At 62.7% G+C, this 24,532-nt stretch carries 22 protein-coding genes; 10 read left to right on the top strand and 12 right to left on the bottom strand.

The window, feature by feature from the left end; genetic code table 11:
* Nucleotides 1-12: 12 nt before the first annotated feature.
* From ACO06R_RS02310 to ACO06R_RS02275, 8 genes are all read right to left on the bottom strand, one after another.
* Entirely contained in the window at nucleotides 13-891 is an 879-nt protein-coding gene (locus ACO06R_RS02310; RefSeq protein ID WP_421855628.1) for a nucleoside hydrolase, read from the bottom strand.
* Nucleotides 882-2,261, bottom strand: coding sequence for a M20/M25/M40 family metallo-hydrolase (locus tag ACO06R_RS02305; protein ID WP_421855626.1), 1,380 nt, complete (start codon nucleotides 2,259-2,261; stop codon nucleotides 882-884). Before ACO06R_RS02305 ends, ACO06R_RS02310 begins: the two co-directional genes overlap by 10 nt.
* Nucleotides 2,258-3,580 carry an amidohydrolase family protein gene (locus tag ACO06R_RS02300; protein WP_421855624.1) on the bottom strand — a complete coding sequence of 441 codons (1,323 nt, stop codon included), beginning with the start codon at nucleotides 3,578-3,580 and terminating at the stop codon, nucleotides 2,258-2,260. Before ACO06R_RS02300 ends, ACO06R_RS02305 begins: the two co-directional genes overlap by 4 nt.
* Nucleotides 3,577-4,644: an ABC transporter ATP-binding protein gene (locus tag ACO06R_RS02295; protein ID WP_421855622.1), complete on the bottom strand. Its 1,068-nt coding sequence runs from the start codon at nucleotides 4,642-4,644 to the stop codon at nucleotides 3,577-3,579. Before ACO06R_RS02295 ends, ACO06R_RS02300 begins: the two co-directional genes overlap by 4 nt.
* A complete protein-coding gene (locus ACO06R_RS02290; RefSeq protein ID WP_421855620.1) occupies nucleotides 4,641-5,429 on the bottom strand; it encodes an ABC transporter permease in 789 nt (262 codons plus the stop codon). The genes ACO06R_RS02295 and ACO06R_RS02290 overlap by 4 nt, the downstream gene beginning before the upstream one ends.
* A 3-nt stretch (nucleotides 5,430-5,432) precedes the next feature.
* Complete coding sequence (locus ACO06R_RS02285; RefSeq protein ID WP_421855618.1) at nucleotides 5,433-6,260, bottom strand: ABC transporter permease; 828 nt, start codon at nucleotides 6,258-6,260, stop codon at nucleotides 5,433-5,435.
* Between the two features lie 34 nt (nucleotides 6,261-6,294).
* Nucleotides 6,295-7,317 carry an ABC transporter substrate-binding protein gene (locus ACO06R_RS02280; protein WP_421855616.1) on the bottom strand — a complete coding sequence of 341 codons (1,023 nt, stop codon included), beginning with the start codon at nucleotides 7,315-7,317 and terminating at the stop codon, nucleotides 6,295-6,297.
* A 275-nt stretch (nucleotides 7,318-7,592) separates the two neighbouring features.
* Nucleotides 7,593-9,482, bottom strand: a complete 1,890-nt coding sequence (locus ACO06R_RS02275; protein WP_421855614.1) for a PhoX family protein — start codon at nucleotides 9,480-9,482, stop codon at nucleotides 7,593-7,595.
* 251 nt (nucleotides 9,483-9,733) lie between these two features.
* Here ACO06R_RS02275 and ACO06R_RS02270 point away from each other — a divergent pair, with 251 nt between their 5' ends.
* Entirely contained in the window at nucleotides 9,734-10,072 is a 339-nt protein-coding gene (locus tag ACO06R_RS02270; protein WP_421855612.1) for a DUF2946 family protein, read from the top strand.
* A 53-nt stretch (nucleotides 10,073-10,125) separates the two neighbouring features.
* Nucleotides 10,126-11,541 carry a PepSY-associated TM helix domain-containing protein gene (locus tag ACO06R_RS02265; protein ID WP_421855609.1) on the top strand — a complete coding sequence of 472 codons (1,416 nt, stop codon included), beginning with the start codon at nucleotides 10,126-10,128 and terminating at the stop codon, nucleotides 11,539-11,541.
* Between the two features lie 63 nt (nucleotides 11,542-11,604).
* Here the strand turns inward: ACO06R_RS02265 and ACO06R_RS02260 are convergent, their stop codons facing one another.
* Nucleotides 11,605-11,973 carry a hypothetical protein gene (locus tag ACO06R_RS02260; protein WP_421855606.1) on the bottom strand — a complete coding sequence of 123 codons (369 nt, stop codon included), beginning with the start codon at nucleotides 11,971-11,973 and terminating at the stop codon, nucleotides 11,605-11,607.
* A 163-nt stretch (nucleotides 11,974-12,136) separates the two neighbouring features.
* Between ACO06R_RS02260 and ACO06R_RS02255 the strand changes: the two genes are divergently transcribed.
* On the top strand, nucleotides 12,137-12,733 hold the full coding sequence (locus ACO06R_RS02255) for a thioredoxin family protein (protein ID WP_421855603.1): 597 nt from the start codon (nucleotides 12,137-12,139) through the stop codon (nucleotides 12,731-12,733).
* Nucleotides 12,734-12,746: 13 nt separating this feature from the next.
* On the opposite strand, the gene ACO06R_RS02250 is transcribed toward ACO06R_RS02255, so the two are convergent.
* The 3 genes from ACO06R_RS02250 to ACO06R_RS02240 all read right to left on the bottom strand — a co-directional run bounded on the left by ACO06R_RS02250 (nucleotide 12,747) and on the right by ACO06R_RS02240 (nucleotide 16,030).
* Nucleotides 12,747-13,811 carry a diguanylate cyclase gene (locus tag ACO06R_RS02250; protein ID WP_421855600.1) on the bottom strand — a complete coding sequence of 355 codons (1,065 nt, stop codon included), beginning with the start codon at nucleotides 13,809-13,811 and terminating at the stop codon, nucleotides 12,747-12,749.
* 194 nt (nucleotides 13,812-14,005) lie between these two features.
* Nucleotides 14,006-15,799 carry an SLC13 family permease gene (locus tag ACO06R_RS02245; protein WP_421855597.1) on the bottom strand — a complete coding sequence of 598 codons (1,794 nt, stop codon included), beginning with the start codon at nucleotides 15,797-15,799 and terminating at the stop codon, nucleotides 14,006-14,008.
* A gap of 18 nt (nucleotides 15,800-15,817) precedes the next feature.
* Nucleotides 15,818-16,030, bottom strand: coding sequence for a SlyX family protein (locus ACO06R_RS02240; RefSeq protein WP_421855594.1), 213 nt, complete (start codon nucleotides 16,028-16,030; stop codon nucleotides 15,818-15,820).
* Nucleotides 16,031-16,225: 195 nt separating this feature from the next.
* Between ACO06R_RS02240 and ACO06R_RS02235 the strand changes: the two genes are divergently transcribed.
* From ACO06R_RS02235 to ACO06R_RS02205, 7 genes are all read left to right on the top strand, one after another.
* A complete protein-coding gene (locus tag ACO06R_RS02235) occupies nucleotides 16,226-17,764 on the top strand; it encodes an ABC transporter ATP-binding protein (RefSeq protein ID WP_421855591.1) in 1,539 nt (512 codons plus the stop codon).
* A gap of 3 nt (nucleotides 17,765-17,767) precedes the next feature.
* Entirely contained in the window at nucleotides 17,768-18,910 is a 1,143-nt protein-coding gene (locus ACO06R_RS02230; RefSeq protein ID WP_421855588.1) for an ABC transporter permease, read from the top strand.
* 1 nt (nucleotide 18,911) lies between these two features.
* Nucleotides 18,912-19,886, top strand: coding sequence for an ABC transporter permease (locus ACO06R_RS02225; RefSeq protein WP_421855585.1), 975 nt, complete (start codon nucleotides 18,912-18,914; stop codon nucleotides 19,884-19,886).
* A gap of 35 nt (nucleotides 19,887-19,921) precedes the next feature.
* Nucleotides 19,922-20,323: a cytidine deaminase gene (gene cdd, locus ACO06R_RS02220; protein ID WP_421855582.1), complete on the top strand. Its 402-nt coding sequence runs from the start codon at nucleotides 19,922-19,924 to the stop codon at nucleotides 20,321-20,323.
* Nucleotides 20,320-21,117, top strand: a complete 798-nt coding sequence (locus ACO06R_RS02215) for a purine-nucleoside phosphorylase (protein ID WP_421855579.1) — start codon at nucleotides 20,320-20,322, stop codon at nucleotides 21,115-21,117. The genes cdd and ACO06R_RS02215 overlap by 4 nt, the downstream gene beginning before the upstream one ends.
* Before the next feature lie 113 nt (nucleotides 21,118-21,230).
* Nucleotides 21,231-22,130, top strand: coding sequence for a deoxyribose-phosphate aldolase (deoC, locus tag ACO06R_RS02210; RefSeq protein WP_421859167.1), 900 nt, complete (start codon nucleotides 21,231-21,233; stop codon nucleotides 22,128-22,130).
* Nucleotides 22,131-22,140: 10 nt separating this feature from the next.
* Nucleotides 22,141-24,531 (top strand): aldehyde dehydrogenase family protein, encoded by a 2,391-nt coding sequence (locus ACO06R_RS02205; protein ID WP_421855577.1) that lies wholly within the window; start codon nucleotides 22,141-22,143, stop codon nucleotides 24,529-24,531.
* Nucleotide 24,532: the final 1 nt, after the last annotated feature.

The raw sequence follows: 24,532 nt of genomic DNA, 5'->3' as shown, positions 1-24,532 counted from the left end.
CTTGCGGTTGCCTCAGCCATTCAGCCCGTCGAGAAGCGCCTTGCGCAACGCCGGCGCGTCGAGCCCCATGGCGACCTGCAGCGCATGCGGGCCGGGCAACAGCGCGCCGCTTTCCGTGTCGACGGCAAGCCGGTGTGTCTGGCAGGAAAACAGTGACGGTTCGAGCGCCAGCAGCGGCACGCACGGGTCGTGCAGCGGGCGGCTCTCCGCGCCACCGGTCGCGGCGAAATAGGCGGCGATCAGGTCGGCTGAAGCCTTGGCCGACGGCGATCCGGCTTCGCGCAGTTCGGCGATATAGTTGGCGTCGGCGCGCAACTGGCGTGTGGCGTCAAGCGGGATCAGTGTCAGCGGCAGGCCGGCGGCAAAGACGGCAGAAGCTGCTTCCGGATCGTGGGCGATATTGAATTCGGCCTTCGGACCGACATTGCCCGGTTCGTCCACCGCACCGCCCATGGCGATGACACGCTCGAAACGGCGGGCCGTATCGGGGCTTTCCTCCAGCAAACGGGCCAGATTGGTGAGCGGGCCGAGGCACATCAGCGTCAGCGGTTCATCGGCTGTTTCGGCCAGCCGTCGCATCGCTCTCGTTGCGGACTCGGTGTCAGCCGCGAAGCCGGGTTCGGGAAAGGCCACGCCACCCAAACCGTCATTGCCGTGAATTGCGGTCTCGAAACGCGAAGCGCGCTTGAGCGGGCGGTCCGCCCCGGCATAAACCGGCACTGAAACACCGGCGAGCGTGGCAATCCGGCAGGCATTCCGGGTCGTTGTCGAAAGGCCGATATTGCCGGCGACCGTGGTCAGAGCGGCGACCTCCAGCCCGGGATGGCGTAACGCGTAGAGGATCGCGATGGCATCATCGATGCCGGGATCGGTGTCGATGATCACCCGCATCGCGAAATCCTGTCGATGACATGCACCCAGCTCCGCGTACCCTTTTCGAAAGATGACAGGTCGTATTTTTCGTTCGGGCTGTGAATGCGGTTGTCTAAATTGGCGAAACCGACCAGAAGCGCGTCGACGCCGAGTGCGTCCTGCAGCGCGCCGACGATCGGGATCGAGCCGCCGGTCCCCATGGTAGTCGACCGGCCCCACTCGTCGGCCAGCCCGTCCAGCACCGGCTGGATATAGGGATTGCCCGGTTCGAGCGCCCAGGCTGGCGCCGAGGCCTGGGCGGTGAACGTCACCTTGCAGTCGGGCGGCAATCGCTTCTCGACATGCTTGCGGAAGATTGCGCGAATGCGCTCCGGGTCCTGCCCGCTGGCCAGCCGGAACGAGATCTTGGCGTTCGCCTCGCAGGGAATGACCGTCTTGTAGCCGGGGCCGGAATAGCCGCCCCAGATGCCATGGATCTCGCAGGACGGGCGCACCCACAACTGCTCGAGAACCGTCCGGTCTCTTTCGCCGGCCGGCGCGTCGAGGCCGATATCGGCAAGGAACTTGTCGCCGTCGAACGGCAGTTTCGTCCAGGCGTCCGCCGTTTCCGTCGGCAGCGGTGCGACGTCGTCATAGAACCCGTCGATGGCGACGCTGCCATCAGGAGCCCTGAGGCTTGCGAGGATAGTGGTCAACACGGTCAGCGCATTGGCCGCCGCATTGCCGAACATGCCGGAATGCAGGTCGCGGTCGGCGCCGGACACCGATATCTCTTCGGCGACGAAGCCGCGCAGTCGCGTCGTCACCGCTGGTGTCTTCGGATCGAACATGTCGCTGTCGCAGACCAGCACGACGTCGCAGGCCAGTTCGTCGGCCGCGTCGTTCAGGAAGCCGGGCAGAGACGCCGACCCGCTTTCTTCCTCGCCCTCGAACAGGAAGCTGACTGTAAGCGGAAGCTTTCCCTCTGCGTCGATCCAGGCGCGGCAGGCCTCCACGAAGGTCATAAGCGCGCCCTTGTCGTCGGACGCGCCGCGCCCGACGATGTGGTGGTCGTCGCCCGCCGGCCGCAGCACGGGCTCGAACGGTTCGGTTTCCCACAGTTCAAGCGGGTCCGGCGGCTGCACGTCGTAGTGGCCGTAGAACAGCACATGCGGCGCGCCATCCGGCCCCTTCAGGTGGCCCAGCACCATCGGATGACCTTCGGTATCGCGCACATCCGCTTCCGCGCCCATGTCGCGCAGCGTTGCCGCCAACCAGTCGGCCGCCCGCCGCACATCGGCGGCATAGGCCGGGTCGGTGGAGACGGACGGAATGCGGACCAGCTCGAACAGCCGGGCAAGCCTGGCATCGCGGGTCGTGTCGATGCGCTTGAGGATTGTCTTTGTCATGCCGAAGCCCCGTCTATCTCCCTGATCCTGTCCTTGAAGCGGTCGGCGACCTGGAGCGCGTCGGCGACGGCGCGTTTCGCCTCGACGGTCTCGACCACCCTGTCGCGCATCAGCCACCGTCCGGCGACCATGGTCGCGCGCACGTCGCTCGGCAAAGCCGCGAAAACCAGCGTGGCATAGATATCGTAGACTGGCTGCAGCCGCGGTGCGTCGAGCGACATGCGCACGAGATCGGCCTGCTTGCCCGGCTCCAGCGATCCGATCTTTGCGCCGAGGCCCAGAATGTCCGCCCCGCCCTGCGTCGCCATGTGGATCACGTCGGTTGCCGGCAGCGGTTTGCGCGATCCGCCAGCGATCTTCTGGAACATCGAGGCGGGGGCGAACTGCGAAAACAGGTCGAGCGTGTTCGACGACATCGGCCCGTCGGTGCCGAGCCCGACGCGCACGCCGCGCGCCCGAAGCGCCGCGATCGGGGCAATGCCCCGCCCGCCCTTGCCATTGGCGCGCGCATTGTGGGCCACACCCGTCCCGCCTTCCGCGATAAGGTCCATGTCGGCTTCCGATGGATACATCGCATGCGCGGCGATCAGCCTTGGCGTCAGCAGCCCCGACCGGCGTGTCAGTTCCACGGTCGAACATCCATGCTCGCGCTCCGCCCAGGCCATTTCATCATGCGTTTCGGCGAGATGCATCTGCACCATAGCATCGCGGTTCTCCGCCCATGCGGCGGCGCGTTCCATCACCGCCGGCCCGGTGGAATAGGGCGCATGCGGCGCCGGTGTGGCCGAGATCAGCGGATGATCGCGATAGCTGTCGTCAAGCGCGTCGAGCAGGGCAAACGCTTCGTCGGTGCCGGCATGATCGGGCGCGGCGAAGTTGGCGATAGTCTGGCCGATCAGGCCGCGCAGGCCAGCCTCGTCCAGCACTCTGCCGATCCGGTCCTCGAAATAATACATGTCGGCGACCGTGGTAACGCCCCCCTGTATGCACTCCAGCGCCGCCAGACGCGCCCCAGTCTCCACCACGTCGGCGGTGACCAGCGCGCGCTCCAGCGGCAGTATGTAGCGGAACAGCCGGTCGTCGACATCCTCGCCGAGACCGCGAAACAACGTCATCGCCAGATGCGTGTGCGGATTGACCATGCCCGGCATGATCAAATCGCCGTCCATGTCTTCCACGACATCATCCGGCGAGCCGCCGGGCGGATCTCCGGCACCGAGCGCGGCAATGCGGTCACCCTCGATCGCCAGCCAGCCGCGTTCGATCTCCCGCCGTCCGGCATCCATCGTTAGCAGGCGGGCATTGACGAGAAGGGTCACAGTTCCTCGCGCGGCAGGGCGCAGCAATGGTCGGGTTCAGGCACGATTGTCACCGCTGTGCCCGGTTCCATGGGGGAGGACAACGGCCCGTTCGCAGTCAGGCTGCCCATCTCGGTGTCGCAGACATATTGATAGGCGCGCCCGAGATAGGTCCGCAGATTGACGGTCGCCGGAATGCCGATCGCGTTCGCGGCGGCCTCCACGCGCAATCCTTCTGGCCGGGCGGCAAGCACGAAGCGCCGCGCCGGTGGTTCCAGCCGCACCTTCGGCAGCGCGACGGTCGCGCCGCTTTCGGTCGTCGCCCGCACCGTTGTGCCGTCGTCGCCGGTCACCTCCATGCGGATCATGTTGTCGAAGCCGACGAAGTTGGCGACGAACATGTTGGCCGGCTGCGCATAAAGCACCTCCGGTCGGTCGAGCTGCATGATGCGGCCCTTGTCCATGATCGCTACCCGGTCGGAGATCGAGAAGGCCTCTTCCTGGTCGTGCGTCACATAGACCGCGGTGGTGCCGTTGGCGCGTTGCAGCCGCCGGATCTCGACGCGCATGTCGACGCGCAGCTTGGCGTCGAGGTTCGACAGCGGTTCGTCGAACATCAGGAGCGGCGGATCGATGACCAGCGCGCGCGCCAGCGCCACGCGCTGCCGCTGACCGCCGGACAGGTTTCCGGGATAGCGATCCGCGAATCCGTCGAGACCGACGCGCGAGATCATCGCATTGGCGCGCTTGGTGCGTTCGGCGGCCGCGACACCGCGCTGCTTCAGCCCGAACGCGACATTGTCGCGGACGGTCAGGTGCGGAAACAGTGCATAGGTCTGGAACACCAGGCCGATGTTTCGCGCGTGCGCCGGCAGCCGCGTCAGGTCGCGGTCGCCAAGCGTGATCGTCCCGTCGGTCGGTTGCAGGAACCCGGCCACCACGCGCAGCGTCGTGGTCTTGCCGCAGCCCGATGCGCCGAGCAGCGATACGAGTTCGCCCTTCGTCACGTCCAGCGAGAGGTCTTTGAGTACGCGTGTTGCGCCATAGGAGGCGGACACGCTTTCAAGGGTCAGGGATACGCTCATTTTGTCAGGAAGGTCAGGCCAAGAGTGCGTTCGACAATCGCCATGACGGCGACGGTGACGAACATCAGGAGGACGGAAACGGCGGCGATGGTCGGATCGAAGAACTGTTCCATATGCGCCAGGAGCTGGATCGGCAGGGTCGAAACCCCCGGTCCGGTCAGGAAGATCGACACCGACACATCGTTCAGCGATGTGATGAACGCCAGGATGAAGGCGGCGATCAGGCCCGAGCGGATGTTCGGCAGCACCACGGTCAGGAAGGCTTTCCAGCGCGGACAGCCGAGCGAGACCGCCGCTTCCTCGATCGAGAAATCGAAGCTGGCGAGTGCCGCGCTGGTTACCCGCACGCAATAGGGCAGCACCAGCAGCGCGTGGCCGATCAGGAGAGACGTGATGATCGGCAGACCGACACCGTTGGCCACCGATTTCATCAGCGAGAAACCAAGCACGATTTCGGGGATCAGGATCGGCAGGATGTAGATGTTGCCGAGAAACTTCGGCAACTCCACACGATAGCGCGCCATGGCGTAGGCCGCCGGGACGCCGATCACCAGCGACAGCGCCGTGCCGCCGACCGCCAGCGAGAACGAGGTCACGAAGGTTCGCCGAAACGCGCTGACCTCCCATATGTTTTCGTACCAGCGCAGCGACAGGCCGCGTGGCGGAAACGCCAGATAGGTCGTGTCGGAAAGCGAGGTGCCGATGATGATGATCAGCGGGCCGAGCAGGAACAGAAAGGTCAGCACGGCAAAGCCGATCAGGAGCGGGTGTAGTTGGCGTTGCATCGTCTACCCCGCTACCGGATTGAGCCGCCGCGCCAGCCAGTTCATGGCGATCACCGTGGCGAGCGTTACGATCACCATCACCGCGGCGATGGTCGAGGCGCCGACCCAGTCGAAGACCACCATGGCGCGCTGATAGAGGAAAGTTCCCATCATCATCTGCCGTTCGCCGCCGAGTAACTGCGGCGTCGCGTAGGAGGTGAATGAAAGGGTGAACACGAGGACAGCGCCAACGATCAGCCCCGGTACCGCCAGCGGCAGCACAACCTGCCGGAACACGCCCCAGGGCGATGCGCCCAGCGAGGCCGCGGCGTCGGTCAGGTCGACCGGTATGCCTTCCAGCACGCCGACAAGCGTCAGGATCATCAGCGGCACAAACAGATAAACCATTGCGACGATCACCGCGCCCTCGGTGTACAGCATGGTGAAGGGCTCGTTGGTCAAGCCGATCCACAGCAGGAAACTGTTGAGGATGCCTTCGCGCCCGAGAATGACCAGCCACGCAAACGAGCGCACCACAACACCGGTGAGCAGCGGAAACACCGCCGCGACGATCAGGATGCTGCGCAGGCGGCCGGGCGACTTCGCGACCACCCAGGCGGTCAGAAAGCCGACGACAAGCGAGATCGCGGTGGTCGCAAGCGCCACCTCCATCGTCCGCCAAAGCACTGTGCGGCGAAAGGCCGACGAGAAGAACGCCTCATAGGTTGAAAACGGTCCGGCCGGTTCGCCAAATGTCGTTTGAAACGTCGCGAGGACGGGCAATCCGAGAAACAGCGCGACCAGCAGTGTGGCGGGCAGGGTGAGCGCCCAAGCAATAAAACGGGGGCTCATGACGAGCCCCCGCACATTACGAAGGTCATCTGGATCACATTCCGAAAACTTCGTTCCAGCGATCGATCCAGCCGGACTTGGCGGCGTTCATCTTGCCGTAGTCCATGCGGTTCAGCTTGCCGACGGCTTCCGGGCCGTAGGTCCAGCCAGCGGCTTCTTCCGCCGACAATTCGACTTCGGTGTTGACCGGAGCATCGACACCAGTTGCGCCGTTGAGCGTCTGGATCTCGGTCGAAAGCACGAAATTGATGAACTTATGCGCCAGTTCGACGTTTTTCGCGCCGACCGGAATGTTGATCGTGTTCAGCGTCGCGATATCGCCATCCTCAAGGTCGGCCCAGACGATCGACGGCACGGCTTCCTTGAGCGAGCGCAGAGCGAAGTCCTGTGCGATCGACACGTTGGCTTCGTTGGTCGACATGAGATTGATCATCTCGGAACCGGTGTTGTAGGTCTTCACCACATTCGGCTCGATGGCTTCGATATTTGCGAACGCGCCGTCTGTATCGGTGTAGGCATCGACACCGGCCAGGTCGCCGGCCCGCACAACCACCATCGGTCCGGCGGTGGTGGTGATGCCCGGAAGCGCGATCTGACCCTTCAGGTCGTCGCGCCACAGGTCATTCCACTCGGTGATTGGTTCGACATCGGCGCTGTCATAGACAATGCCGGCGCGGCCGACCGTGTAGGCCGGACCGAACTCGCCCTGCGGCGCTTTCGCCATGTCGTAGAGTTTCTCGATGTTCGGGATCTTGGAACGGTCGATGGGCTGGAAGATGCCGGATTCCACGCCGATCTGGCTATAGCTGTCGGTCAGGTAGATGACATCGACGCCCTTGCCGCCGCGTGCGGTCAGCTTGCCGAGACGGTCCGCATTGTTACCGGTTTCGAAGATGACTTCGCAGCCGCACATCTCCTCGAATGGTTCGACGATATTGGCATTGAGTTTGTCGCCGTTGAAGCCCCACCAGCTGATCGTGAAAGTTTCGGCCTGGGCCAAGCTGCTCGATGCGGTCAAAAGAATCGTGCCCGCTGCGAGCGCGCGTGCGCTGAACATCGTGTTATACCCCTTCATTTTCTTGATGTTGTTTACGGTCTGCACAGTTGCACCGATTCTTGGCGGTCGCAAGACGCATGTGGGGACCGAGATTGAGAAACCTGACATTGGAAGAGAAATTTTTCAGGCAGCGCCCAATTTTTAGGCTCGCGCTGTCGTAATCCTGAACGAAGCGGCCTCGTGACATAAAAAAACTGCGCCCCCGAGTGTACTCGAGAGCGCAGGAAGTCTTTTCAAACCGGCCCCGGCCCATGCAGGCCGGGACAGCGCAATGATCAGCCGATAACGGCGTTGTCGTCGCGCTTGATCACGATGACCGACGAACGCGGCAGGCCTTCACCATCCGGCCAGCTGCCGCCCGGATGCTGGATGCCGACGAACATCGAACGCATGTCGGCCGACCAGCAGAGACCGGTGACTTCGCTGCCTTTCGGTCCGGTCATGAAACGGACGATCTCACCGGTGACCGGGTCGCCAACCAGCATCTGGTTGTTACCCATGCCGGCGAAATCTTCCTCGTTCTTGTCGGAACCGTCGGTCTGGATCCAGACCAGGCCGGTGGTGTCGAAAGCCATGCCGTCGGGCGAGTTGAAGATGTTGCCCGCATTGACGTTCTTCGAACCGGCGCGATCGTCGCTGTGCACGGTCGGGTTACCGGCCATGACATAGAGATCCCAGTCGAAATCGGCCGACGCATGATCGTCGTCATTCGGACGCCAACGCACGATCTGGCCGTAGCGGTTGGCTTCGCGCGGGTTCGGGCCGTTGACCGAGGTGTCGTCGCCGCCGGCATTCGGCTTGACGCCACGGTTCTTGTTGTTGGTGAGGCAGCAATAGGCTTCGACGGCCTGCGGGTTTGCGGCCACCCATTCCGGACGGTCCATGGTGGTGCCGCCGACAGCCGAAGCGGCCATGCGGGTGAACACCAGGATCTCGGCAGCGTCCATGCCGGTCGCTTCCGGGGTCAGGGCCAGCCATTCGCCGGTCATGTTCTCGTAGAACTTGGCGACATAAAGCGTACCGTCGTCGAGCAGGCCCTCGGTGGAACCGCCCGGCTGGTAGACGCCGTTGGAGACGAACTTGTAGAGATACTCGCCACGCTCGTCGTCACCCATGTAGACGACAACACGACCGTCCGCAGCCACGACGACTTCGGCGTTCTCGTGCTTGAAGCGGCCGAGACCGGTGTGCTTGACCGGTGCTGCATCCGGATTGCTCGGGTCGATTTCGACGATCCAGCCGTGACGATGCGGTTCGTTCGGGTTCTTGGAAACGTCGAAACGCTCGTCCCAAACATGATAGTCGTAGCCCCAGCCCTTCTCGCCGACACCATAGCGCTTGAAGCTGTCGGCATGGCTTTCCGGGATACCGCCGGTCGAGCCGAAGTAACCGTTGAAGTTTTCTTCACAGGTCAGGTAGGTGCCCCACGGGGTCTTGCCCGAACCGCAGTTGTTCAGTGTGCCGAGCGCGGTGGTGCCGGCAGCATCGGCGGCGGTTTTCAGCAGGTCGTGGCCGGCAGCCGGACCAACGATCGTGGCCGGTGTGTTGTGGTGGATACGGCGGTTGAACGGGCTGTCCTTGACAACCGACCAGCCGTCTGCGCCCTCGGCGATTTCCATCACATTCACGCCCTGCAGGTTCTGCAGTTTCAGCACATCATCGGCATTGGCCGGCTTGCCTTCCTGGGCTGCAGGCAGGTTGGTCTTGCGGTTGGTGTATTCGCTGTTGATGGCGATCAGCTGACGGCCCTGGTAGGAGAAAGTCTCCATACCGTCCGTGTTCTCGCCGAACACCATGTCGGATTTCTCGACCGGGCCGCCTTCGGCAACGTCATAGCCATCGGCAGCGGAGACCAACGGATCACCCCAGCGGACCATGACCTTCCAGTTGTAGCCTTCCGGCACGTGGACGTCGAAATCGGTCTGCGCGGCGATCGGCGAAAACGGGAACCGCGACGTGCCCATGGCCAGTGCTTCGGAGGTTGCCGAAAGCAGGCCCATGTTCATGGCAGCGGCGCCGGAACCGAAGGCTACGACTCCGCCTAGGAAACCGCGCCGGGAGATGGCGCGCTCGACGACGCGGTCGAATTCCTGCTCCTCGGGACGCGGGAAGTTGATTTCATCCCAATCGTCAGCGGAAATCGTGGAGTGGTCTATATCTTTCATGGAATGCTCCTCAGATTTGATACATTCTAAAGTTACGACCCTACTGTGACGGGTGCGTGAAAGCCGCGACCGGTTGTGCTCACACACTCACCTTTTTCAAGGCGCGGGTTTTTCGCTCTGGGTCTTGGCGGATTGGCGCGCGTTCACGCCTTGCATTGGCCCCGCTGCAGGGCTAGACCAACCCCATGGCACGAACGGGGGAAATCGTGACTTTGGGTGTGCGGCGCGGTCGTTTTTCGGTCGTGGCGTTCATGCTTGCTATCGTCGCGCTGGTTCTCGCCGCTGCCTTCCCCAAAGGTTATATGCCGGCGCTCGGGCAGGACGGGGTTTCGGTCGTCATCTGTACGGACAACGGCATCGTCCAAGTCCAGTTCGATGCCGACGGTAATCCTGTCGAGGACCATGAAACGTCGTCGGAGCGTTGCGTCTGGGGCGCTGTCGCCAAAGCCTTCGTTGCGCCGACTGCTTCGGCAAACCCGGGAATTCCCGAGCCGGTCGTCGGTCCGATCCCGGTCCGCTACGCCGATTTGCGGCTTCCCCGCAACAATGCCTCTCGTTTCGGTGCGCGCGCACCGCCGGCCATTCTCTAAAATCGACACCTAGTAACACTCGGTAAAATCAGTCTTTTTTGGAGAATTTGGGTATGGTCTCTGTCGAGGCAACCCAGGCGGACGCCGATTCTGGGCGATCTGCGGGTATCAGCAAGTTTTATGTCGCTGCATGGCGCTGGCATTTCTACGCCGGCCTTTATGTGGCTCCCTTCATGATCATGCTGGCCGTTACCGGCCTTGTCATGATGTACATCGCCTTCTTTGACGGCCGCGACGGTGAAAACATCACCGTCCCGGTTTCAGGCGCTGTGCAAGCGATCTCGGCTCAGGCGCAAGCCGCACAATCCGCCTTCCCGGAGGCTTCGCTGGTCGAGTGGATCAGCGCCAAGACGAAGGGCGGCGTTTCCGTCTTTCGCGTCAACGATGATGGCACCAATCACATGGTCGCCGTCGATCCCTACACTGCCGAAGTCGTCGACAGCTGGATCCGTCAGGACGGTTGGTACGATTTCGCGTCCGACGTTCACGGCACATTGCTGATCGGCGATACCGGCGACCGGCTGATCGAGATCGCCGCCGGCCTCGGACTGGTTCTCGTGGTGACCGGCATCTATCTCTGGTGGCCGCGCAACGGCGCCGGCCTCGGCTCGGTGCTGGTCCCCGAATTCGCTGCGCGCGGCCGTGCGCTGTGGAAATCGCTGCACACCGTGATCGGCTTCTACATATCGATCATCCTCATCATCTTCCTCGTCTCGGGCATGGCCTGGGCCGGAATATGGGGAGAACGAATGGTTCAGGCCTGGAGCACGTTTCCTGCTGAAAAGTGGGAAAACGTGCCCCTGTCCGACACGACCCATGCCAGCATGAACCACGGCGCAATCAAGGATGTGCCCTGGGGGCTCGAACAGACGCCGATGCCGCTTTCCGGATCGGATGCCGGTGTATTCGGCCTCGGTGAAGGCGTGCCGGTAAATGTCGACACGATTGCCGCTCTAGGGCATGCGCTCGGCTATGAGGGTCGGTTCCGGATCGCTTATCCGCGCGGCGAGATCGGGGTATGGACGCTCAACCAGGATTCGATGAGCAATGACAGTGCGGATCCGACCGCAGACCGCACGGTCCATGTCGATCGCTACACCGGCAAAATCCTCGCCGATGTCGGCTTTGCCGACTACTCGCTCGCCGCAAAGGGGATGGCTGTCGGTATCGCCTTCCATGAAGGCGACATGGGCATCTGGAACCTGGTTCTGAACACGGTGTTCTGCCTGTTAGTCGTGTTCATGTCGGTCAGCGGGCTGGTGATGTGGTGGATCAGGCGTCCTTCGGGGGCCAACCGCCTCGTCGCGCCGCCGCTGCCTGCCGACCTGCCGCTTTGGAAAGGCGCCGTGTTCCTCGGCCTTCTCCTTTCACTGTCCTTCCCGCTGGTCGGTCTGACCCTGCTGGCGGTTCTGGCGCTGGATTTGCTGATCCTGTCGCGAATGCCCGTGTTGCGCCGGGCATTCAGCTGACGGTCGTATCGGCAGGGTGCCGTCGGCCCTGCGAAGGGTCGGCGGCAACCAATTCGCTTCCTGTCAAAGCTGCAGGAAGAAGCCCACACCCTGCGCACGCACGCCGCGCGGGCACTCTCGCTCCAAAGCACCGGATACCGGGCCGACTTCCACATCGGCGAGCGCTGTAAACCCGTTCATCAAGGCGCGTGTCTTCAGTTTCAGCAGCACATCGTCGCGCGATGGCGGAAGGATCGCTCTCTGGTTCGGGCATATGCTTGCCGACAGATTGGCCGTCCGGCCGGGATTGTCCGGCAGCACCTCGACAATGCGCACTAGAGCCGCCTGTTCCTGCGACGGCACCCTGGCGCCGGACGAATCCGGCCTGATGTCGAGCGTGTTGCTGGTGCATCCGGAAACCGCGATGATGGCGATGATCGGTAGTTTCTTCATGGCGACATACATGTGTGCGAGTTGATTGATCGTTTGGTTGCCGTTCAGACCGGCAGTTCTCACAGTTTTGGCTGTAACGCCAGTCGATTGCAGCTTCGTTGACATGCTTTTGATTTCGCGACACGGGATTTGATGCTTATCCTGTCTTTGGGAGGAAGCCGGGATGATTGACCGCAGACGTTTTGGTGTTTCCGTTGCGGCACTTGCGGCCGCATTGATGCCCGGCCTCGCCGCCGGGGCGGAACTTGGCGACAATGGCCTGCATGTCCAGCCCTGGTTCATGCAGACCTTTCTCGATCTGGCCGAGGACAAGGCAGAGGCGGAGGCCGAGGGCAAGCACTTCGCCATTCTGTTCGAGCAGCGCGGTTGCCCCTATTGCCGGGAGCTTCACGAGGTCAATCTGGCCCGCCCGCAAATTGCGTCCTTCTTCGCATCGGAGTTCGGCGTTCTCCAGCTCGACTTGTGGGGGTCGCGCGAAGTGACCGACTTCGACGGCGAGACGCTTGAGGAGCGCGAATTGGCCCGCAAATGGGGTGTGAACTTCACGCCCACCATCGTGTTCTTTGCGACAGGCGGCGACGCTGCGGACCCGAAATCGCTCGAAGCCGTGCGCATGCCCGGCTACTTCAAGCCGTTTCACTTCGTCACCATGCTCGAATTCGTTGCGGAAGACGGCTATGCCCGACAGCCGTTCCAGCGATATCTGCAGGAAAAGTTCGCCCGCTATGAAAAGGAAGGCAAGGTTCCCGATCTGTGGTGAGCGGGCAGCGCTGTCAGCCGGTTGAAACGACTTGGTCGCGCCCGGCTGCTTTGGCCAGATAAAGGCGGCTGTCAGCGCGTGCGATCAGGGTTTCGGGTGTCTCTCCCAACCGCAACGCGGCAACCCCGAACGACGCCGTTACGGTTCCGATTGGTTTCTTGCCGTTGACGGTCCGCAACGTGGCGTTGCCCAGCTTGCGGCGGATGACCTCTGCCAGGCGAACCGCCTGCGCCTTGGCGGTGTCGGGGAGAACGATCGCAAATTCCTCGCCGCCATAGCGCGCTGCCGACAGCCGGTTGTCGAGGGAACTGATGATAACCTCGGCAAACATCTTGATCACATCGTCGCCGACGATATGGCCGAAGGTGTCATTCAGCCGTTTGAAGCGGTCAAGATCGGCCATAACAAGGCACAACTCGCCGCCGGCCCGGCTGGCAGTCTCGATGGCCCGCGCGAGATAGCCGTCGAAATGTCGCCGGTTGCCCAGCCCGGTCAGCGGATCCCGAAGTTCGTTGATGCGCGATCGCGCCAGGCTGTTGCGCAGCTTGCGGACGCGCGCTTTCGAGTCCTGTAGTTTGTTTGAAAGCTGCGCGGATTCGTTGCGCATCGCGCCAAGTTCCTTGACGAGGCCGGTGATGATCATGCGCAGATCGTCTGCGCCCGGTTCGTTTTGCAAGAGCCTGGTTGTCGACTGGAAGATACGGTCACGTTCGCTGTTAGCGCGAATCTGCTTTTCGAACTCGCCGTCCATGCTGGCAAACATCTGCTCCAGGTGCCGGCCTATCACTTCGTAAAGCTCGGGATCGCCCGCTTGGCGCTTGCGAAGCTCGCTTGAGATTTGCCTTATATCGCCATCGGCCAAGGTGCCGGTGCGCGCAAGCGTCGATCCGACCTTGCTCGCGATGGGCTTGGGATCACCGCTAAGATAGGAATAGAGAAGTTCGTAGGATTCCGGCGTCTCGGGCGCGTTGTACCGCCGCATGAGCGCAGCGACCCGCCGCAACATCTGGCTGTTGTCTTCCGTGCTTCCGGTTGTCGGCTGGGCGTTTTCGCGCGAGGCTACGGTGTTGCTGGACATGATTCCGCTGTTGATTGCGGGTTGGTGAAGGCCGGCGCCTCGATCAAATTCCGGCATTATCCACCCGAAACTCACAGCCGCGCCGGTTCGGCGACCTTCTCATTTTCGGGGGCATGAAATAACTAGACAAGGTTCGTTTGGAAACGGTTAATCGAGCACCGATTTCCGTTACGTCAATGGGTTAGGCCATCGCGCTATGACAGTGGCCAGATGAGTGGGATCGTCACCATGGCGACCGCGAATGTTGTCAGGTCCATCAGCACGCCGGCCCGCAGGAAATCGCCGAAGCGATAGCCGCCAGCGTTATAGACCAGCGTGTTGGTCTGGTAGCCGATCGGCGTCATGAAACTGGCACTGGCCGCGATCATGACGGCGACGACGAAAGGTCGGGGGTCCAGCCCCAGAGTATGCGCCAGCCCGATCGCCACCGGCGTGACGATCACCGCCACCGCGTTGTTCGTCACCAGTTCCGTCAGGACGGTGGCCAGGATATAGACGGCGGCAAGCGCGGCCAGCGGAGGCAGTTCCGCCAGCCCCGGCGCAAGGAAATCGACTGCGATAACCACCAGCTCGGTCTTCTCCATTGCAACGCCGATCGACAGCATCGCGAAGATCAGGCCGAGAATGCGCCAGTCGACCGACTGCACCGCCTCATCGGCTTCCACGCAACGCAATGCCAGCACAATCACCGCGCCGATCAGCGCCAGGGCGGCGATCGGCAATATGTTGAGCGACGCACCGATCACCACGCCGGCCGTGACGGCGATTGCAATCGGTGCCTTCGACCGTCGGAAGCCCTTTTCGGTCGGTTCGGCGACATTGACCAGATTGTTGTCCTCGGCGAACCGGGTGAGATCTTCGGGCGCCCCCTCCACAAGCAGCGTGTCGCCGACCGTCAGCGGCGTTGTTTCGAACCGGTCGGCCATGTTCATGCCGCCGCGATGCAGCGCCATCGGATAGACCCCGTAACGTCGCCACAGACGCAGGTGCCTGAGCGTTCGGTTGAGCACGCGCGCACCCGGCCCGATCAACACCTCGACGATCTCCGAACTCCGCGATGCCGTCTGTTGCAGCCGGTTTTCGGCGCCGAGCGCCAGTTCGCCCTCTTCCTTCATGGACAGGATTTCGGCGATCGGCGTACGCAGAACGACAATGTCGCCGGCTTGCAGCGTGACGCTGTTCAGTTCGCGCCGCAGCGACTGGTCGCCGCGTACCACATCGACCAGCCGCCGATCTGGCCGCTTGAATGCACCGATCTCGCGCACTGGCGAGCCGGCATGCGGTGAATTGTGATCGATCACAGCCTGGACGATGAATTTGCGCCCCGACTGCAGATCGCCGACCGAACTGGCCGTCACCCGATCCGGTAGCAGGCTGCGGCTGGCCAGGATCACGGCGATCCCGAGCAGTGTGGCGATGATCCCGACTGGCGCGATCTCGAGGATGTGAAACGGTTCCATGCCATTTGCCCGTGCCACGCTGTCGACGAGCAGGTTCGTCGATGTGCCGATCAGCGTGCATGTACCGCCAAGGATCGCCGCATAAGACAGCGGGATCAGGATCCGTGATGGGGTCTGGCCCATCTCGCGTGCCAGGCTTGTGGCCACCGGTATCATCAGCATGACCAGCGGCGTGTTGTTCATGAAGGCCGATGCCGCCGCCACCGCGATGAGGAAAGCAAAGAATGCGACCGCCGGCGAAGAACGCGCGTGCTCGGTCACGAAACGCGCGAAGTACTCTATGGCGCCAGTCCGGATCAGCGCCGCCGACAGGATGAACATGGCGCCGATTGTCGCAGGCGCGCTGGTCGACAGCACCCCGAGTACGTCGGAAACATCGAGAATGCCGACGACCATCAGCACCGTCACGCCTATACCGGCCGTGATTTCGGGCGGTCGCCATTCGGCGATGAACGCCGCCAGCATGGAAAAGATCACCAGCGCGACGATCGCCGGTGCCAACAGATCCGGATCAGGAAAGAGTGTCACTCTGTAATGGCTTCCCGGTTACCAGTGGGGCGGTTTCGTGACCGGAACATCGGAAAACGTCTGCTCTTCCATGGCGCGAAACCGCTCGCTCAACGCCTCGACGATACTTTCCAGCCGGTTGATATGTTTTTCCTGACGCACGACCACTTCGTTCAGTTCTTCAAGCAGTCTTGCCTGGTGCGCGATGACGATTTCCAGTTCGTCGAGACGCTCGTCAGTGCTCTTGGCCATCGCATGCTCCCTTTGCGCGCCCTCATACTATCCGTTGCCGGACAGCGCGAAAAGAGAAAGCCTGTTCGCGCTTTCATCGCCTATTGGCAAGGCATTGATTTAACGGCTGGCATTGACGAAAAGCCATGCTAGGGTCGGTGTCGGGGACTGATTTTCAAGAAACGCCAATTGTGTAGCACCGAATGATGGTTTGACATGGTCGAATATGCGATCGAACTTGAGGGTATTAACAAGAGCTTCGGGCCGGTCAGGGCCAATCGTGACATCGACTTGAGTATCGAACGTGGAACGATCCACGGCATCATCGGCGAGAACGGAGCCGGCAAGTCGACGCTGATGTCGATACTCTATGGTTTCTACCAGGCCGACAGCGGCAAAATCCGCGTTGCCGGCAAACAAACCGTCATCAACACGCCGAACGATGCGATTGATCTTGGTATTGGCATGGTCCACCAGCACTTCATGCTGGTCGAGAACTTCACGGTTCTGGAGAACGTCATGCTTGGCGCCGAGGGTGCGCAGCTTCTGTCCGGCGGCATCGCGCGGGCCCGCGCCGAACTCGAGCGGCTGGAACAGGAATATTCCCTGGAAGTTGACCCCGACGCGATCATCGAGGAGCTTCCGGTCGGCCTGCAACAGCGTGTCGAAATCCTCAAGGCACTCTACAGGGGCGCTGATACGCTTATCCTCGACGAACCGACCGGCGTTCTGACCCCGGCTGAAGCCGAACACCTGTTCGCGATCCTCAGGCAGTTGAAGGAGCAGGGCAAGACCATCGTCCTGATCACGCACAAGCTGCGCGAGATCATGTCGGTGACCGACAATGTGTCGGTGATGCGTCAGGGCACGATGGTTGCAACGCGCAGAACCGCGGAGACCTCGGTCGAGGAACTCGCCGAACTGATGGTCGGGCGCCGCGTTTTGCTGCGCGTTGACAAGGGCGAGGCCGATCCGGGCGATACCAAGCTCAAGGTCGAAAATCTCACCGTGAAAGACGCGCGCGGCGTCACCATGGTCAATGACGTGTCATTCGAGGTGCGCGCCGGCGAGATCGTCGGCATTGCCGGTGTCGCGGGCAACGGACAAAGTCATCTGATCGAGGCCATAACCGGCATCCGCCCAGCGCTGCGCGGCAAGGTGTTGCTTGATGGTGCGCCGATTGACGTGACCGGCGACGCCGATCCGGCGATGTTGCGCACGCGAGGCATGGCTCACGTCCCCGAAGACCGCCATCATATGGGGCTCGTGCTGGCCTTCGAGCAGAACGAGAACTCGATTCTCGGCTATCACAACAAACCGGAATACAACGCTGGCGCGATGCTCAAGATTGAAGACATCCGCGCCGATGCAGCCAGGAAGATCGAGAAGTACGATATTCGCCCGCCCAATCCGCGTCTCAAGACGGCCAACTTCTCGGGCGGCAACCAGCAGAAGATCGTACTCGCGCGCGAGATGGAGCAGGATCCGACGGTGCTGGTGGTCGGTCAGCCGACGCGTGGTGTCGATGTCGGCGCCATCGAGTTCATTCACAACCGGATCATCGAGATGCGCGATCAGGGCAAGGCGGTGCTGCTGGTGTCTGTCGAACTCGACGAGATTCGCTCGTTGGCCGACCGCATCCTCGTCATGTTCGCCGGCCGGGTCGTTGGCGAACGGGGACCGGAGGCCACCGAAGGGGAACTCGGCTTGCTGATGGCCGGCGTTGAAGACGGCCAGGTCAAGGCCGCGGAGTAAAAGATGGCAAAACCCTACGCAAAATTGCCCGGTTGGGTGGATTACGGACTGATTCCGCTGGTCAACCTGACTGTCGCTTTCGTGGTTTCGGGCTTGGTGGTGCTGATGGTTGGCGAAAGCCCGCTGCGGGCCGCCGTTCTCATGGTCGAAGGCGCGTTTTCAACAGGCGACGGTATCGGATACACGCTGTTTTACGCGACAAGCTTCATTTTCACCGGTCTCTGCATGGCCGTCGCCGCCCATTGCGGCCTGTTCAATATCGGCGGCGAAGGCCAGGCCTATGTTGGCGGACTGGGCGTTGCCATCGCGGCGCTCACATTTGGCGGGATGTTTCCCTGGTGGATAAACCTGCCGCTCGCCACGGCAATGGCAGCATTGGCGGGCGCGCTATGGGCGCTGATCCCCGCCTATCTGCAGGCCCGCCGCGGCAGCCACATCGTGATCACCACGATCATGTTCAACTTCATCGCCGCCAGCATGATGGTGTGGTTTCTGGTCGATGTTCTCAAGCCGGCCGGCCAGATGGCGCCGGAGACACGGCGTTTCGGCGAGGGCGCGGAACTGCCGCGCCTCGATTGGCTGATCGAGATGTTCGGCTTCACCATCCGGTCCGCGCCATTCAACATCACCTTCCTGCTGGCGCTGGTTGCCGCGTTTCTCGTCTGGGTGCTGATCTGGCGCACCAGGCTCGGCTACGAGATGCGCACCATGGGCCACAATCCGTCGGCCGCGAAATATGCGGGCATCAGCCAGACCCGGATCATCGTAGTCGCCATGATGATTTCAGGCGCGCTGGCCGGCATGATGGCGCTCAACCCGGTGATGGGCGCACAGGGGCGCCTGCAGCTCGATTTTGTGACCGGTGCCGGCTTTGTCGGCATCGCGGTCGCGCTGATGGGCCGTTCCCATCCCGCCGGTATTGTACCGGCCGCCATATTGTTCGGCATGCTCTATCAGGGCGGCGCTGAAATCGCGTTCGAAATGCCTGCCATCTCGCGCGACATGATTGTCATCATCCAGGGCCTGGTCATCCTCTTCGCGGGTGCGCTTGAGCACATGTTCCGGCCGTCGATCGCCGCACTTTTTGCCAGGATCTCCGCGTCAAGAGCTGGTGCCGCGCAGGTGGCCGCAGGGGAGAGCAACTGAGATGGATTCGTTCACGACACTAATCCTGATCCTGGATTCCACCGTCCGCCTGTCGATCCCGCTGCTTTTCGCCTGCCTGGCCGGCTTGTTCTCGGAGCGTTCGGGCGTTTTCGACATAGGCCTTGAGGGCAAGATGCTGGCCGCCGCCTTTGCCGGTGGCGCCGCCGCAGCCGTTGCCGGCTCGGCCTGGATCGGGCTGTTCGCCGCGGTCTCCGTCTCGGTCTTCTTTGCGCTGGTGCATGGCTTCGCGTCGATTACCCATCGCGGCAACCAGATCATCTCCGGCGTGGCGATCAACTTCATCGCCGCCGGATCGACAATCATTCTCGGGCAGGCCTGGTTCAGCCAGGGCGGGCGCACGCCGGCACTGGCCGCCGAAGGCAGCCGCTTTACCGGCATCAATTTGCCATTCGCCGAAACGCTCAGCGATGTGCCGGTCATCGGCCTCATCTATTCGGAGTTGATCTCGGGCCATTCCATTCTGGTCTATCTGGGGTTCCTGGCGGTTCCCTTGACCTGGTGGGCCTTGTTCCGCACGCGCTTTGGCCTTCGCCTGCGCGCAGTCGGTGAAAATCCTGCCGCTGTCGACACCGCAGGCATCTCGGTGACCTGGCTGCGTTACCGAGCAGTGATCTGCTGCGGTATCCTGTGCGGTTTCGCGGGCGCTTACCTTTCGGTTGCCCAGAATGCCGGCTTCGTGAAGGACATGACCGCCGGCAAAGGCTTCATTGCGCTCGCGGCCCTGATCTTCGCAAAGTGGCGTCCGGTCGGAGCGATGATGGCCTGCCTGCTGTTCGGTTTCCTGGATGCAGTCGCGATCCGCTACGCCGGTATCCGGATTCCCGCGGTCGGCGAGATCCCGCCACAGTTTATGCAGGCGCTGCCTTACGTACTGACGGTCATTCTCCTGGCTGGCTTCATCGGCCGGGCGATCCCACCGAAAGCGGGCGGTGTGCCATACGTTAAAGAGCGCTGACATGGCGTGCACTGACGTGATAAAGGTCCGGTGACATGGCCGATCTTGATGCACTGTTCGATGCTGCCCGCACCGCGATGACGCGCGCCCATTCGCCGTACTCGAAGTTCCCGGTTGGCGCGGCAATCCTGACCGAGGACGGCCGAATTTTCGCCGGCGCCAATATCGAGGTGATGAGCTTCCCGGAAGGCTGGTGCGCCGAAACGACAGCGCTTTCGCACTACGTCATGGCCGGAGGCGGGCGCATCACGGATATCTGCGTCACCGCCGAGAAGCTTGATGAATGTACGCCTTGTGGTGGCTGCCGACAGCGCCTCGCTGAATTCGCGCCGCCGGATGCGCGCGTCCATCTGACTGACGCCAACAGCATAACGCGGACGATCACCGTGGCCGAGCTTCTGCCGCTTGGGTTTGCGACGGAGGTGCTGACCCGATGAAGACGGCCAGCGATATCATTGTCGAGGCGCTAGCCGGTCTGACCCCGCGCATCGCGCTGGTTCTCGGTTCCGGTTTGGGCGGCCTGGTCGCGGCCGTCGAGAAAGCCGTTCACATCCCCTATTCCAGGCTCCCGGGTTTTCCGCAAAGCGGTGTCAGTGGCCATGCCGGCGAGATCGTCGCGGGCACCATAGGCGGCAAGGCCGTACTTTTGCTGTCGGGCCGCATCCACTATTATGAGAAGGGCGATGCCGCGGCTATGCGCCCGGTTCTTGAGATCCTCACGGGTCTCGGTATCGAAAAGCTGATACTCACCAACGCCGCCGGGTCGTTGCGCGAGGACTTGCCCCCGGGTTCAGTGATGCTGATCGAGGATCATATCAACTTTTCGGGCACCAACCCGCTGATCGGCGAGGAGAGTGACGCGCGCTTCGTTGGCATGACCAGCGCCTATGACGCCGATATCTGCGCTGCGATCAGCGGCGCTGCGGCTGCCGAGGGCATCGAGATCGGGCGCGGTGTTTACATGTGGTTTTCCGGGCCGTCTTTCGAAACGCCCGCCGAAATACGCATGGCGCGCACCATGGGCGCCGACGCTGTCGGCATGTCCACGGTGCCGGAGGTTATCCTCGCCCGTTTCATGGGGCTTTCAGTTGCCGCGTGTTCGGTGATCACCAACTACGGTGCCGGGATGACGGGCGGTGAGCTATCACACGCCGAGACCAAGGACATGGCGCCAATTGGCGGTCAGAAGTTGCAGGCGATTCTGACCCGGGCTGTCGGAGAACTGGGATGAATTCGGCGATTGCGCAACAGGAAAAGACCGGGACGGGATCGCAACTCGTTTCGCTGGGTAGCGCGCACGAGCGCAATCCGGGCATCGGCTATACGCCGGCGCTGTTTGAGAACATGTCGGTCAACCTATCGGCCGCCGAGCGCCGCATCGCGACGCTCACAACACGGCGCACGGTCAAAAAGGCCTGGCAGGCTGCCTGGCTGGTGCGCGCTATCGAGTGCATCGACCTCACGACGCTCGCCGGCGACGACACGTCCGGTCGCGTCGAGCGGCTTTGCGCCAAGGCGCGCAATCCACTGCGTTCCGACCTCGTCCGCGCGCTCGGACTGGAGGGTTACCGTCTGACCACCGGCGCTGTCTGCGTCTATCCGGAGATGGTCGCTCCTGCGGTGCGCGCGCTCGAAGGGTCTGGCGTTCCGGTTGCCTCTGTCGCCACCGGATTTCCGGCCGGGCTGACGCCGTTTCGCGAGCGGCTGGCCGAGATTCGCTATGCAGTCGGCGAGGGCGCGCATGAGATCGACATTGTCATTTCCCGCCGCCACGTACTGACTGGCGACTGGACCGCGCTTTACGACGAAGTGCGCGCCATGCGCGAAGCCTGTGGCGATGCGCATATGAAGGCGATCCTGTCGACGGGCGAGCTGAAGACGCTGTCGAACGTCTACAAGGCGTCGATGGTGTCGATGATGGCGGGTGCGGATTTCGTCAAAACATCGACCGGTATGGAAGCAGTCAATGCCACATTGCCGGTCAGCCTCGTCATGGTTCGCTCGGTGCGCGACTATCTGGAAGCCACCGGTCACGTCTGCGGCTTCAAGCCGGCAGGCGGTATCCGCACCGCCAAGGACGCCATCGCATGGCTGATCCTGATGAAGGAGGAACTGGGCAATGACTGGCTCAAGCCGGACCTGTTCCGTTTTGGCGCCAGCTCCCTGCTTGGCGATATCGAGCGCCAGCTCGAACACCACGTGACCGGCCGCTACTCTTCGGCGGATCGGCACGGCATTTCTTGAGGCACCCGCGATGAACGAGGTCAGGGACATTCTCGCCACCATGGATTACGGCCCCGCGCCGGAAGGCGACGGCGACGTTCGCGCCTGGCTGGAGGCCCGCAAGGGCGGCATCGGCCACTTCATCGCCGGCGCTTTCACCAAGCCCGGCAAATCAACTTTCGCCGTTCACAATCCCGCCAATGGCGAGACGCTCGCGGATGTGGCGCTGGGGTCGCAAGGCGATGTCGACGCCGCGGTGGCTGCAGCGACAACGGCCATGAAGAAATGGCAGGCACTGTCCTGCAATGAGCGGGCGCGTCATCTCTATGCGATCGCCCGGCATGTCCAGAAACATGCCCGCTTTCTCGCCGTCCTTGAAACGCTCGACAATGGCAAGACGATCCGCGAGACCCGCGACATCGATATCCCGCTCGTCGTGCGCCACTTTTACCATCACGCCGGCTGGGCCGAACTGCGCGACAGCGCCTTTCCCGGTTATGAGGCGGCCGGTGTCTGCGGCCAGATCATTCCGTGGAATTTTCCGCTGCTGATGCTCGCCTGGAAGGTGGCGCCGGCGCTCGCCGCCGGCTGCACCGTCGTCCTCAAATCCGCCGAACACACGCCGCTGACCGCGATCGCCTTTGCCGAGATTTGCGCCGAGGCCGGGCTGCCGGCGGGTGTCTTCAATCTCGTCAATGGTGACGGGTCGACCGGCGCTGCGCTGGCCGCCCATGACGGCATCGCCAAGCTCGCCTTTACCGGCTCGACTGAGGTCGGCCGGGTATTGCGCCGCCAGACTGCAGGCTCGGGCAAGAAACTGTCGCTGGAACTTGGCGGCAAATCGCCGTTCATCGTCTTCGACAACGCCGATCTCGACGCTGCTGTCGAAGGCGTCGTCGACGCAATCTGGTTCAACCAGGGCGAAGTATGCTGCGCCGGTTCGCGCGCCATCGTGCAGGAAGGCATCGCCGATCGTTTCCATGACCGGCTGCGCGCCCGCATGGAAAAGCTGCGCGTCGGCGATCCGCTCGACAAGGCGATGGACATGGGCGCGGTTGTTGCCCCGGTGCAGATCGAGCAGATTTCAGCCAAGGTCCGTGCCGGCGTCGAGGAAGGCGGCCGAATGTGGCAGCCGAGCTGGGCGGAGAGCTTCTCGACCGGCGATGGTTGTTTCTTCCCGCCAACCCTGTTCACACATGTTTCGCCCGCTTCCACCCTGGCACAGGAAGAGGTGTTCGGGCCGGTGCTCGCCTCGATGACCTTCCGCACCCCCGGCGAGGCGGTGGAGATCGCCAACAATTCGCGCTACGGGCTTGCTGCCTCGATCTGGTCGCAGAACCTCGACGAGGCTTTCGACACGGCCCGCAAGGTCAAGTCCGGCGTGGTGTGGATCAACGCCACAAACCTGTTCGACGCGATGGCCGGTTTCGGCGGCTACAAGGAAAGCGGCTATGGTCGCGAGGGCGGCCGCGAGGGCATGCTCGAATATCTTGCGCCGGTCTGGCGCGCCAAGGCAAAGCCGCTGCCCGCCGCCGTCCCCATCGCCGCTCCCCTGCCCGTGCCGGGCAGCGCGCCCGTCGGTATCGACCGGACGGTCAAGATGTATATCGGCGGCAAGCAGGCGCGCCCCGATTCCGGCTACTCCTATCCGGTCGCCGGCAAGAGCGGAAAACACCTGGCCGAAGTGGGCCTTGGCAACCGCAAGGACATTCGCAACGCAGTCGAGGCCGCGCACAAGGCGTCCGGCTGGAGCGGCATGAGCGGCCACGCCCGCGCCCAGGTGCTTTATTTCCTTGCCGAGAACCTTGAGCTGCGTGCCGACGAAATTGCCGCCCGCCTCGCCGAGGCTGGTGCGTCGGCCGCCGCCGCCCGTACCGAGGTCGCGGCCTCGGTTCGCCGCATCATGTTTTATGCGGCGTGGGCTGACAAATATGATGGCGCGGTCCGCGCGCCCGCCGCGCGTATGTTGTCGCTTGCCCTGAACGAACCTTGGGATGTCATGGGCATTTCCTGTCCTGATGAGGCGCCGCTGCTCGCCTTCGTGTCACTTGTCATGCCGGCAATCGCGCTTGGCAATCGCGTCGTTGTCACGCCGTCCCCGGTCAAGCCGCTCGCTGCTTGTGATCTCTATCAGGTGCTCGACACGTCCGATGTGCCAGGCGGTGTGGTCAACATCGTCACCGGTGACCGCGACACGCTGGCTGACACAATGGCCAAGCACGACGATATAGCCGCACTCTGGTATTTCGGGACCGCGGATGGTGCCGCCGCCGCCGAGCGCGAATCGGCGGGAAATCTGAAGGCGGTGTGGACGGACGGTGGCAAGGCGCGCGACTGGTCCGATCCGGTGCAGGGCGAGGGCGAGGAGTTCCTGTTTCGCGCAACCCGCATAAAGACGATCTGGACGCCCTTCGGCGTCTGAC

The sequence above is a fragment of the Oricola sp. genome (assembly GCF_965230365.1).
GTDB lineage: Bacteria > Pseudomonadota > Alphaproteobacteria > Rhizobiales > Rhizobiaceae > Oricola.
Note: the sequence above shows the minus strand (reverse complement) of the source record. Positions and strands in the feature narration are given on the sequence as shown.